12 protein-coding genes and 1 pseudogene are annotated in these 11,780 nt (G+C 63.0%); 3 read left to right on the top strand and 10 right to left on the bottom strand.

Annotated elements, in window-relative coordinates:
- Positions 1-2: 2 nt before the first annotated feature.
- The 5 genes from ACZ1G8_RS07870 to ACZ1G8_RS07850 form a co-directional block, all read right to left on the bottom strand.
- Positions 3-1,007, bottom strand: a complete 1,005-nt coding sequence (locus tag ACZ1G8_RS07870; protein ID WP_472678913.1) for a S66 peptidase family protein — start codon at positions 1,005-1,007, stop codon at positions 3-5.
- A gap of 41 nt (positions 1,008-1,048) precedes the next feature.
- Complete coding sequence (locus tag ACZ1G8_RS07865) at positions 1,049-1,222, bottom strand: hypothetical protein (protein WP_472678912.1); 174 nt, start codon at positions 1,220-1,222, stop codon at positions 1,049-1,051.
- Positions 1,223-1,287: 65 nt separating this feature from the next.
- Positions 1,288-1,692: a cytidine deaminase gene (locus ACZ1G8_RS07860; protein WP_472678911.1), complete on the bottom strand. Its 405-nt coding sequence runs from the start codon at positions 1,690-1,692 to the stop codon at positions 1,288-1,290.
- A gap of 9 nt (positions 1,693-1,701) precedes the next feature.
- The gene (locus ACZ1G8_RS07855; protein WP_472678910.1) at positions 1,702-2,412 is read right to left on the bottom strand and encodes a glycoside hydrolase family 25 protein; all 711 of its coding nucleotides are present in this window, start codon (positions 2,410-2,412) and stop codon (positions 1,702-1,704) included.
- Positions 2,413-2,415: 3 nt separating this feature from the next.
- A complete protein-coding gene (locus ACZ1G8_RS07850; RefSeq protein WP_472678909.1) occupies positions 2,416-2,919 on the bottom strand; it encodes a UPF0262 family protein in 504 nt (167 codons plus the stop codon).
- Between the two features lie 135 nt (positions 2,920-3,054).
- Here ACZ1G8_RS07850 and ACZ1G8_RS07845 point away from each other — a divergent pair.
- Positions 3,055-4,579: pseudogene (locus tag ACZ1G8_RS07845) on the top strand (replicative DNA helicase).
- Between the two features lies 1 nt (position 4,580).
- Here the strand turns inward: ACZ1G8_RS07845 and ACZ1G8_RS07840 are convergent.
- Complete coding sequence (locus tag ACZ1G8_RS07840; protein WP_472678908.1) at positions 4,581-5,120, bottom strand: hypothetical protein; 540 nt, start codon at positions 5,118-5,120, stop codon at positions 4,581-4,583.
- Positions 5,121-5,179: 59 nt separating this feature from the next.
- On the bottom strand, positions 5,180-6,367 hold the full coding sequence (locus tag ACZ1G8_RS07835) for a phospholipase D-like domain-containing protein (RefSeq protein WP_472678907.1): 1,188 nt from the start codon (positions 6,365-6,367) through the stop codon (positions 5,180-5,182).
- A 114-nt stretch (positions 6,368-6,481) separates the two neighbouring features.
- Between ACZ1G8_RS07835 and rpoZ the strand changes: the two genes are divergently transcribed.
- Positions 6,482-6,826, top strand: a complete 345-nt coding sequence (gene rpoZ / locus ACZ1G8_RS07830; RefSeq protein WP_222405454.1) for a DNA-directed RNA polymerase subunit omega — start codon at positions 6,482-6,484, stop codon at positions 6,824-6,826.
- A gap of 68 nt (positions 6,827-6,894) precedes the next feature.
- On the opposite strand, the gene ACZ1G8_RS07825 is transcribed toward rpoZ, so the two are convergent.
- Positions 6,895-7,677 carry a sterol desaturase family protein gene (locus tag ACZ1G8_RS07825; RefSeq protein WP_472678906.1) on the bottom strand — a complete coding sequence of 261 codons (783 nt, stop codon included), beginning with the start codon at positions 7,675-7,677 and terminating at the stop codon, positions 6,895-6,897.
- Between the two features lie 111 nt (positions 7,678-7,788).
- Between ACZ1G8_RS07825 and ACZ1G8_RS07820 the strand changes: the two genes are divergently transcribed.
- The gene (locus ACZ1G8_RS07820; RefSeq protein WP_472678905.1) at positions 7,789-8,970 is read left to right on the top strand and encodes a DUF3667 domain-containing protein; all 1,182 of its coding nucleotides are present in this window, start codon (positions 7,789-7,791) and stop codon (positions 8,968-8,970) included.
- A gap of 67 nt (positions 8,971-9,037) precedes the next feature.
- On the opposite strand, the gene ftsH is transcribed toward ACZ1G8_RS07820, so the two are convergent.
- Positions 9,038-11,008, bottom strand: a complete 1,971-nt coding sequence (gene ftsH, locus ACZ1G8_RS07815) for an ATP-dependent zinc metalloprotease FtsH (RefSeq protein WP_472678904.1) — start codon at positions 11,006-11,008, stop codon at positions 9,038-9,040.
- Positions 11,009-11,095: 87 nt separating this feature from the next.
- Entirely contained in the window at positions 11,096-11,722 is a 627-nt protein-coding gene (locus ACZ1G8_RS07810; protein ID WP_472678903.1) for a TetR/AcrR family transcriptional regulator, read from the bottom strand.
- Positions 11,723-11,780: the final 58 nt, after the last annotated feature.

Raw genomic sequence — 11,780 nt, 5'->3', positions numbered from 1 at the left:
CCTCAGCGCACGATCGGAATCTTGAGTTCGATCGTGCGCGCGTCCGCATCGATCTCCACATCGCCCCCATGCGGGAGGCTCAACTGCCCGCGATGGTGGCCGATGTTCGCGCCGACGAAGGCGGGAATGCCAAGCCGCGCGAGATGCCGGTCAAGAACCTCGTCCAGCGTTAGCCCGGCATAGTCAGGGTCGTCCGAGGCGCAGCTGCGGCAGCGGCCGAAAACCACGCCTGACAGCCTGTCGAGCACGCCTGCCAGCGAGAGTTGCTGGAGCATGCGATCGATACGGTATTCCTCCTCGTTGACGTCCTCGAGGAAGAGGATCGCGCCGTCGAAATCGGGCGTCCACGGCGTGCCCATAAGGGTCGAAAGGACGGTGAGGTTGCCACCTAGTAGCCTTCCGGGGGCGCGCCCCGAAGTAATCGTGCGCCCCGTCGAGACCTCGCCATCGTCGGCCAGCACCGGGGTCTCGCCAGTGAAGCCGAGCCGCCAGAGACTTTCCCAGCTGGCTTTCGGCCAGGGGCTGCTCGCATTGGGCGCGTGCAGCGTGGCAAATCCTGCCCGCGCGGCGATCGCGAGGTGCAGCGAGGTCGTGTCGCTGTAGCCGATCAGCAGCTTGGGATTGCGCGCGATCATGTCCCAGTCGAGCAGCTCGAGCAGCCGCGCTCCGCCCCAGCCGCCGCGGATCGCGAAGATCGCGGCGATGTCATCGTCGGCAAACATGGCGTTGAGGTCGGCCGCGCGCTCGGCATCGGTTCCTGCAAGGTAGCCGTCGGTTCGCGCGACATTGGCGCCCAGCTTCGGAACGAGACCCATGCCGCTGACATTGTGCTGCGCAAAGGCGATCTCACCTTCGGAAACTGCGCTGGCCGGGGCGACCAGTCCGACCGTGTCACCGAGCGAAATGCGGCGCGCTATCCCACGGCTTCTCGCCAGCGCAATGGCGGGCGAACCCAGAACCAAGGAGAGGGCTGCCACCGAGCCAAATGCGCCGCGCCGGTCGATCATGTCACCGGTCCTAGCGGGAGGCAGGCAGCTAGGCCAGCGCCTCAGGTCGCGGCGAGTTTCTGCGCCACGCTCTCGGGCGTTCCCGTCACGAGCAGCGGCTGGCTGCCGATGATGCCGACCAGTGTCTGGCCATTCTCGCCGACCCTGAGCCAGGCGACATTGCTCGCGACGACCATGTAATTGCCGCCGCGCGATTCGAGAGTCACAAACTTCATTGGGGCTCACTCCGGACGCACATCGCGCCACGAAACCCAGCTAGCCCGAATTCGTGAAGAAAGGCTTAGTCGAGGCTTGCAGGACCGAATGCGTCGGGCAGCAACTCGCTCAGGCGCACGCGACGCACTTCCTCAGGACCCACGCAAAGGATCAGCGGGTCCGTCCCGCCAAGCTGTGCGAGTTCGTTGAGCACCTGCCGGCAGCGTCCGCACGGCGTGATCGGCGTGTCGCCGGGCCCGGTCACCGCAACCGCCTCCAGCCCGCCGCGCACACCGTTTGCCATAGCCTTCGAGACCGCGACCGTTTCGGCGCAGAGCGCGAGGCCATAGCTCGCATTCTCGATATTGGTGCCGGTTACTACGCTTCCGTCGGCAAAGCGCAGTGCACTGCCCACGGCAAAGTTCGAATAGGGCGAATAGGAATTTCCGGCAGCCTCGCGGGCAGCGGCGATGAGGTCTTCGTCGGTCATGAAGCAGTCCTAGGGTCGCACGACCAGCCAGCGCAAGGGGGTCTCGGCTGCATCGCTCGCATAGGCGGAGTTCGCGGTCCACACGGTCCAGGGTCTGCCCGCATAGTCGGGTTCCGCCATGTCGCCATCGAGCCAGAGCGCGCGTTCGAGGCGGCGAGCAGGACGATAGCGGTCCTCGAATGCCTCGCTCGGCGAGAGCACCACGGGTGCCTCGGTATGAGCCTCGATCTGGTTCACCAGCGTAAGGAGCTCGCTCTGCACCGCCGCATCGGAGACGCGCTCGAAACATTCCTCGGTCGTGCGCGAAAGCCGGATGGCAGGCGGGAGCAGGTCCGCATCGCGCGGAACGATGGTGACGTAATTCGCCGATTGGCCGTCAGCCGTCTCGCATGGGTCGAAGAGATGCACGGCGCCGACCTGCAGGCCCGCCTCGCGCGCCGCCTCCAGATTGCGCGAGAAATTCGCGTCCTTGCCGCGCGCGCCCCGGCTCGCCTCGATATAGACGAAGTTTGCACCCAACCCCTTGAGCACGGTGAAATTCACCGCTCCGTCGGCCTCGCCGATCAGCGCGCCTTGGTCAGGATAGACGTCCTCGTCGGGCCGCCAGCCGCGCTGCTCGTACCAGGTCCAGGCATAGAAGCCCGCACCTGCCAGCAACAGGAGGAGCAGCAGTTTGACGAACAGGCCGCCGCGCTTCTTCTTTCGCCTTGTGCGCGCCATGCCTCAGCCTTTGATGTGGAGCACGCAGATCAGCGTGAACAGCCGGCGCGCGGTGGCAAAATCGGTCTCGACCTTGCCTTCCAGCCGCTCGAGCAGGAGTTCGGCTGCACGGTTGTGGACCCCGCGCCGGGCCATGTCGATCGTTTCGATCTCGCCGGGCGTCGCCTTGCGGATGGCCTGGTAATAGCTGTCGCAGATCGCGAAATACTCGCGGATCGGGCGGCGGAAACGCGCAAGGCCGAGCAGCAATTCCTCGAGCACCGCATCCTCGGTGTCGGCAATGGTCATCAGCAGGCGCCCGTCACGCACGGCAAGGCGCAGGTGGTAGGGGCCCAGCGCCCCGCGCTCGGTGGCGCGTAAAGGTTTGAAGGTGTTTTCCTCGATCAGGTCGAAGATCGCGATCCGCCGCTCCTGTTCGATATCGGCATTGCGCCAGATGATCGTTTCCTCGTCGAGGTCGATCTTGGCTATGCGCTGGTCGCCGGAAGGTGCTGCGGATTCGGACATTGTTCGAAGGCTGCTTTCGCAACTGCGAGGGTGCGGGGCAAGGGGGCATGTTTTCCCTTTCCATCCACAGAGCTGTCCGCGACCGATTCATATTGGCGGTTTATGCAAAGTGCATAATGCAACATGGTGCCGCGCATGGCTGATACCGACCTCCTCTTCCCCGACACTGAGTCGACTCCCGCCAAGCAGGTGCAGGGCCAGACCCTGCCGAGCAATGTCGAGGCCGAGGCCGCCTTCCTTGGCGCGGTGCTGATCGACAACCAGGTCGTGCAGGAGCTCAACACCCCGCTCCAGCCGCATCATTTCTTCGAGCCGGTGCACCAGCGCATCTACGAGCGCATCCATAAGCTGATCGACCGCAATTCGGTCGCCACGCCGGTAACGCTGAAGCCCTATTTCGAAAGCGACGAGGCTTTGAAGCAGCTCGGCGGCGTGACCTATCTCGCGCAGCTGACCGCCGACGGGCAGGGTTTGCTGGCGACCGGCAAGCTGGCCGAGCAGATCTACGATCTTGCCCTGCTGCGCGAACTGGTGAGCGTGGGTCGCAACCTCGTCGAGGGCGCGCTGGACACTTCGGAAGAAGTCGCGCCGATGGATAAGATCAGCCAGGCAGAGGCCGATCTCTACAAGGTGGCCGAAGGCGCAACGACGGGCAGCGAGGCGCAGGACTTCCGCACCGCCGCATTGGGCGCGCTCAAGATGGTCGAGGCCGCGATCAATTCGGGCGGCAAGTTTTCAGGCAAGACGACCGGCCTTGAAACGGTCAACGACAAGACTTCCGGCCTGCACAATTCCGACCTTATCATCCTCGCCGGGCGTCCGGGCATGGGCAAGACCTCGCTTGCGACCAACATCGCATTCAACGCGGCACGCCGCCTGATGGATGACAAGAAGATCGGAATCGAGGGCGAAGATCTCGCCCGGAGCCGCCACCGCCTTCTTCAGCCTCGAAATGAGCGCCGACCAGCTCGCCACCCGTATCCTCGCCGAGACGGCGGAAATCTCCTCGGAGAAGCTGCGTTCGGGCAAGCTGAGCAAGGAGGAGTTCCAGCGCCTGTCCTTCGCCAGCCAGGAACTGAACGAGCTCCCGCTCTATATCGACGACACCCCCGGCCTCACGATCGGTTCGCTGCGCACGCGCGCGCGCCGGTTGAAGCGTCGCCACGACATCGGCCTCGTGATCGTCGACTACCTCCAGCTGCTGCAGGGTTCGGGCCGCGCGAACGACAACCGCGTGAACGAAATTTCGGAGATCAGCCGAGGCCTGAAGACGCTCGCCAAGGAGCTGCACGTCCCCGTGATCGCGCTCTCGCAGCTCAGCCGTGCTGTGGAGCAGCGCGAAGACAAGCGCCCGCAGCTGTCCGACCTTCGTGAATCCGGCTCGATCGAGCAGGACGCCGACATGGTCTGGTTCATCTTCCGCGGCGAATATTACCACAATGCATTGAAGCCCGACACACCGGACGAGACCAGCAGCGAGGACGTGCGCCAGAAGTATGCCGATTGGGAAGCGCGCCATCTCGAACTGGTCAACCGCGCCACGCTGATCGTCGCCAAGCAGCGTCACGGTTCGACCGGCAATGTCCCGCTGCTGTTCCAGAGCGAGTTCACCAAGTTCTCCTCGCCGGAAATGCGCGGCGGCTACGAGGATTACGAATAGGTCAGGCTTCGGGCTGCGGCCCGCATTCATAGCGACCTTCGAGGCTCAGCTCCTGTTCGCCACGGGTTACGGTCATTGTAGCCTCCAGTGGGGCCGGTCCGGTCAGCGGTGCGGGGGTCTCGGTGATCTCTGCCGGTTCGCCAACGGCGATCTCCACCGTCAGACCTTCGGAACCGGTGAAGCCTGCACCTGCCTGCAGCGAATTGTAGCCGCCGGAGCCATCCATTTCGACTTCGCGCGGTTCGCCATCGAGCACGATCAGGCCCTTAGCACCTTCGATCGATACCGAATTCGCCGCTGCGGCGAAAAGAACATCGTTCTCGCGCAGGAAGAGGCAGCCGAGGTCGCCAGCCAGCTCTCTTTCGCGGCGCAGGTTCGCATCGATGATGCCGGGCACCAGCAGCGCCTGCGTCGCCTCGGCATCGGGCGTCTCCGTAATGGCCGGAGCCTGCCCGATGTACTCGTCGCGCTCGCCCTCTTCGATGGGCTCCGCACAAGCTGCTAAAGAAACGAGCGCGGCGGCGGCGATGATTTGTCGCATGATGGTCTCCTTCACGTTGGCCTACGGCTCAAGGATACGAAGGGTTCCGGAAGTATCCCTCAGAAGCCGAGGTTCAGCCTGCGCGTCACTGTGTAGTCGAGCACCGAGACTAGCACCCAGCCGAGCGACCAGCGGATCCTGTTCCACAAGGTCGCGCGCTTGCGATGCTTTTCCGGCGTGATCTCCTCTGACGCCTCGATATGCGTGGAGACGAAATCGCGCATCCTGTCGGCCAAGTCCCTGTCCTCGATCCGCAGCATGATCTCGAGATTGAGATAGAGGCTGCGCATGTCGAAATTCGCGCTGCCGACATAGACAGCATCGTCGAGCACGAGCAGCTTCGTGTGCAGCTTGCAAGGGCTGAACTCCCAGATCCTGGCCCCACGTTTGAGGAGGTAATTGTAGAGCGAGCGGGTCGCACCGATCGTGGCACCATTGTCGCTTTTGGCTGCCATGAGCAGCCGCGTCTGCCCCTTCCTTGCGACGCGTGCGATCCGCTTCAGCAGCGTGAACGGCGGCGAGAAATAGGCCATGAAGATATCCAGCTTCTCGCCCTGCTTCAGGTCCTGCGTGACGCAGCGCGCCCAAGTCGAGAGACCGCGGGTCGGCCCGCCCACGAGCCAGCGCGCTTTCCCGTCGCCGGAAGTCCATGCCCAGTCGCGCACGGTCTTCTTGATCGCCCTGAAATGCGCTTGGTCATCATCGGTCCAGTCTCGCAACCTCGCGAACCAGTCGGTGAGACCTTGGACCGCATCGCCTTCGATGTGGATGCCGATATCGTTCCAGCCGTTGCTCTCCGGCGGGGCGAAATAGTCGTCTTCGATATTGAAGCCCCCGAACATCGCGCGGCTATTGTCGGCGATAACCATCTTCTGGTGGTTGCGGATGAGGTAGCGCATCGACCAGCGCGGGCTGAAGAAGAGATAGCGACCGCCTGCTTCGCGCAGGGGCTTTAGGAACTCGTCCCTCGCCGAAGCGCCGAAGCGGTCGATAATGAGCGTTACCTCCACCCCGCGCCGGGCCGCCTCGATCAAGCCGTCGCGCAGCTCGGTCGAAACCTCGTCCTCGGCAAAGATGTAGAAGCAGATATCCAGGGTTTCGCGGGCCGAACGCACCAGATCCATCAGCGCATCGCGGCGGTCCTTGCCTGCCGGATAGAAGACGAGCGACTGGCCCTGCGCCTCGGCCTCGAAAGGCGGTGGGTCGCGATAGGCCAAGGCCTTCCCCTGCTGAGCCTGATCTCCCATGTGGCTGCCACCTTTAGCGCGCCCGGCCAAAGGCGCAAATCCTTGACTATCGGCCACCTCCTCCCTATTTGGCGCCCTTTCCAAGATTCTCTCGAATTTGCATCGGAGTGCCCAATGGCGCGCGTTACCGTCGAAGACTGCGTAGACAAGGTTCCCAACCGTTTCGATCTCGTCCTGCTGGCTGCCCAGCGTGCACGCGAGATTTCTGGCGGCGCGGAGATCACTCTCGAACGTGACCGGGACAAGAACCCGGTCGTCGCACTGCGCGAAATCGCCGAGCAGACCGTCAAGCCGAAGGACCTCAAGGAAGCGGCCGTCACCAACCTGCAGAAGATCCTGCCGGACGACGATGACGAGATGGATGAAGTCGGCTCGCTCAGCCAGTCGGCCGAAGCGCTGCGTATCACCGCATCGGCGCCGACCCGCTCGACCTCGATCGGGGCCGACTACGAAGGCTGATCGCTTTCAGGCGAACTGAAAAATTGAAAACCCGCCCCTCACCGGGCGGGTTTTCATTTGCGGCAAAGCTATTTGCGGAACGGTAGCAGCAGGCTCCAGCCGAGCGCATGCGGCCTCGTGTCCTGATAATCCTCGAGCCCGATGGTGAGGCGGCCTCCAGCTTCCCTCGTGTAGGTACCGAAAAGGCGGTCCCAGCCCGACAGCAGCGTGCCGTAGTTGCTGTTGGTTTCGCGCTCGATCGCCGAGTGATGGATTCGGTGCATGTCCGGCGTGACGAATAGAGCGCGAACCGATTTCTCCGCCCGCACCGGCAGCGCGAAGTTTGCATGGGTGAACAGCGTTGCGAGATTGAAGATGACCTCGAACAGGAAAACGCCCCAGACCGGCAGGCCCAGCGCCACGACGACCGCCATCTTGTAGAGCATGCTCAGTAGGATCTCGAAGGGATGGAACCGCGCGGCCGTGGTCACGTCGAATGCCGGATCGGAATGGTGGACCTTGTGCAATCGCCAGAGCAGCGGGACGCGGTGGGTCGCCCAGTGCTGGAAGTAGAGCGCGAGGTCCAGCGCGACGACGGCGAGCACGATGCCGAGCCATGTCGGCAGCTCGACGAGGTTGAAGAGCCCCCAGCCACGCTCGGCAGCAAGCACAGCCGCACCCACCATCAGCAAAGGCACGAGCAGTCGCACAGCCAGCGTATCGATCGCGAATAGAGCGAGATTGGTGAACCATCGCCTGCCGCGCGGCGCCGAACGGGCGGGCCGGACGAACTCGATAGCCGCGAAGAGTGCGAAGACGAGAGCCATCGCGGCGAAGGCGCCAAGCTGTTCCTGCATGCCGATCGGTTCCATCGGCCTTTATGTCGGCGCAGCGCGGCCATTGTGCAAGACGGATCGCCGCAGTTGGCCTTCCCGGCGCGTAGCCGTATAGTTGCGCCTCGCGAACACACGAGGGGGAACGGCGTGAGTGATTTCGGCGAAGCAATCGGGACGGCAGTCGAAGGCGGGCTTTTCGCCAAGGCAGTCGGCGGTAGCGCCAAGAGCGATACACCTCTCGAGAAGGGACATTTCGCCGAGGGACAGTGCCTCAATTGCGGCACCGAGCTTCTCGGCGCGCACTGCCACGAATGCGGCCAGAAGGCGCATCTGCACCGTACCCTGGGCGCTTTCATGCACGATCTGCTCCACGGCGCGCTGCATTTCGAAGGCCGGACCTGGCGCACTCTGCCCAAGCTCTTTTTCAAGCCGGGCGAATTGACGCGCCGCTACATCGACGGCGAGCGCGCGCGCTTCGTCTCTCCGATGGCGCTGTTCCTATTCTCGATCTTCCTCATGTTCGCGATCTTCCAGTTCGCGGGCATCAGCACGCCGACAAATCTTGGCAACGAACAGACCGACGAGGTCGTCGCCCAGGCCCGCGAGCAGATCGGCACGATGCAGGATCGCCGCGACGAACTCGCCGCGAGCATTGAGTCCGGCACGCTTTCGGAGCCTGAACTCGCATCGGCGCAGCGCAGGCTAACGGAGCTAGACGAGCAGATCGAGGCTATCGCCGCTGCCGAGGAAGTCCCCGTGCTTCGCGACCTGATAAAGGATCAGGAGGCTTCCGGCGAAGAGGTCGTGGGCGGTATTCCCGTCCAGACCGACGAGGAAGGCAACACTACCATACCGCTTAGCGTCGACGGCAACACTAAGATGAATGTGGGGACTTCGGGTGTCGAATGGATCGATGCGGCGCTTGAGAAGTGGCGCACGAACCCGACGCTCATGCTCTACAAGCTGCAGACCAACTTCTATAAATTCAGTTGGCTGCTGATCCCGCTGTCGATCCCGTTCGTGTGGCTGCTGTTCTTCTGGAAGCGGCGCTTCCGCGCCTATGACCACGCGATCTTCGTAACCTATTCGCTCAGCTTCATGTCACTGCTGATCCTGACCATAACGATGATGGGACTGGCCGGCGCACACGAGGCGATCCTCTTCTTCTCCTCGGTCCTGATACCGCCGATCCATATCTACAAGCACCTTCGCGGTGCCTATGGATTGTCGCGCTTTTCGGCTTTCTGGCGACTCTTGGTCCTCACCGGTTTCATCCTCGTGGTGCTGACGATATTCCTCCAGCTTCTGCTGCTGATCGGCGCGCTTTGACGCGAGACTAAAAGAAAAGGGCGCCGGAGTTTCCCCCGGCGCCCCGTATTCTTCCGATCGGCGCTGATCAGGCTCCGGCAGGAGCGCTGTCGCCCGATCCGCCGAACTTCTTGCCGGCCTTGGGTACGGTAGAGCTGCCAGCCGGACGGACCGCGACCGGGCCCTTGGGCTCGTCGGGACGGTCGATCTTGCCATCCTTCATGAGCTGGTCGATTTCCTCGCCGGTCAGCGTCTCGTATTCGAGCAGCGCCTGAGCGAGGAGGTGGAGCTTGTCTTCCTGCTCGGTCAATACGTCGTTTGCACGCTTGAGACCGCCTTCGACCAGAGCCTTGATTTCGGCGTCGATCAGCTTGTTGGTTTCCGCGCCCGCCATGGTGCGTTGGGTCGAACCCATGCCGAGATAACCTTCCTGGCTGGCCTCGTACTGGAGCGGTCCGAGCTTGTCGCTCATGCCCCATTTGGTGACCATGTTGCGCGCAAGGTCTGTGGCGTATTGGATGTCTCCGCTCGCGCCGCTCGAGACCTTGTCGTGACCGAAGATGATCTCTTCCGCCACACGGCCGCCCATGGCGACGGCAAGGTTCGCGTGCATCTTGTCGCGGTGGTACGAGTAGTTGTCGCGTTCGGGCAGGCGCATCACCATACCCAGCGCACGGCCGCGCGGGATGATCGTCGCCTTGTGGATGGGGTCGGATGCCGGCTCGTTGAGGCTGACCAGCGCGTGGCCTGCCTCGTGATAGGCGGTCATCTTTTTCTCATCCTCGTCCATGACCATCGATTTGCGCTCGGCGCCCATCATGACCTTGTCCTTGGCGTCCTCGAATTCCTGCATCGCGACGAGGCGCTTGTTGCGGCGGGCCGCAAGCAGGGCTGCTTCGTTGACGAGGTTGGCGAGGTCCGCACCCGAGAAGCCGGGCGTACCGCGCGCGATGGTGCGCGGGTTCACGTCGGGTGCCAGCGGCACCTTCTTCATGTGCACGGCGAGAATCTTCTCACGTCCGTCGATATCGGGGATCGGCACCACGACCTGGCGGTCGAAACGGCCCGGACGCAGCAGCGCGGGGTCGAGCACATCGGGCCGGTTGGTCGCCGCGATGATGATGATGCCTTCATTGGCTTCGAAGCCGTCCATCTCGACCAGCAGCTGGTTCAGCGTCTGCTCGCGTTCGTCATTCGAATTGCCGAGACCGTGGCCGCGGCTACGACCGACCGCGTCGATTTCGTCGATGAAGAGGATACAGGGTGCGTTCTTCTTCGCCTGCTCAAACATGTCGCGCACGCGGCTTGCGCCCACGCCGACGAACATTTCGACGAAGTCCGAACCTGAAATGGTGAAGAAGGGCACGCCCGCTTCGCCCGCGATAGCGCGTGCGAGCAGCGTCTTACCGGTACCGGGCGAACCGACCAGCAGTGCGCCCTTGGGGATCGTGCCGCCGAGCTTGGAAAAGCGCTGCGGGTCCTTCAGGAATTCGACGATCTCTTCCAGTTCCTCGCGCGCCTCGTCGATGCCGGCCACGTCCTCGAAGGTGACGCGGCCCTGCTTTTCGGTGAGCATCTTGGCCTTCGACTTACCGAAGCCCATCGCGCCGCCCGCGCCGCCGCCCTTCTGGACCTGGCGCAGGGCGAAGAAGGCGATGCCGAGAATGAGCAGGAAGGGCAGGATCTGGACCAGCGCCCAGATCAGCATGTTGCCGTTATCCTCTTCCTTGCCCGAATACTGGACGCCATTGTCCTCTAGCAACTGGGTTAGGCCCGGATCGTTCTTCACCGGAATAGTGCTGAAATTCTCGCCATCGGTGGTCTTGCCCGCAATGCTCTCGTCCGAAATGACGACCGTCTCGACCTTGCCTTCGGCAACCTTGTCCTTGAAATCGGAGTAGAGGAGCGGCGTACCGCCCGCCTGGTTTCCGCCTCCGAACATGGAAACGACCAGGAGCAGGCCGAGGAAGACCCCGCCCCAGACCATGAGGCTCTTGATCCACGGATTCGGGCCATTGCCTTCTGGCTCGGGAGGCTGGTTCTGATTTTCGTCGCGCATTGCGGTGGACAATCCTTACAAAGGTTGAGCCCCAGATGTAGGAGCGCGGGGGTGAATGACAAGTTTAGCACGCCCCGCGACGAGCAGCTAATTGCGATCACACTCATCGACTGCATAGGCGCGGCAGAAAGTCTCCACCGCACCTTCGATGCGCTCGCGATCGCGTTTTCGATCCAGCGGCGCGCCGAACCGGCGCTCCAGATCGCCCATGCCCTTGCACATGCTCACGAATTGTTCGGCCGCGAGCTCGGGGTCGGGGACATCGATTTCGCCTGCCTGCTGCATCGCTACGAGGAAGGCGGTAAAGGCGGCCTTCATCCGGTGCGGGCCTGCCGCAAGGAAAGTTGCGCCGACTTCCGGGTCGTGCTCGGTCTCGGCAGCAATCCTGCGCTCGAACTGGACCATTTCGGGCCGCGAGAGGAAGGCGCTCATCGCCTCGCCGATCGCAGTCAGGCGGTCGCGCAGACTGCCTTTCGGGATGGCCGGGACCTCGAAACTGCCACGCATCCGCTCGCATTCGTGTTCGACCGCAGCAGTGAAAAGGGAACGTTTATCGCCGAACCGGTTGTAGATAGTGACCTTCGAGACGCCGGCATCGGCGGCAACCTGCTCGATCGAGGTAGCCGCATATCCATGTTCGAAGAAGGCACGGCTGGCTGCCGCGACAATCGCCGCGCGCTTGGCCTCGTCAGCAGGCCTGCCAGTCCGTTTCAATTCGCCACTTGACAAAGTGAACGCCTCCGTTCAGTTGAACGCCACCGTTCACTAATGA

It is taken from the genome of Qipengyuania sp. BR81-2, assembly GCF_055693895.1.
The sequence above is the reverse complement of the archived record's forward strand: the minus strand, read 5'-3'. Positions and strand labels throughout refer to the sequence as shown.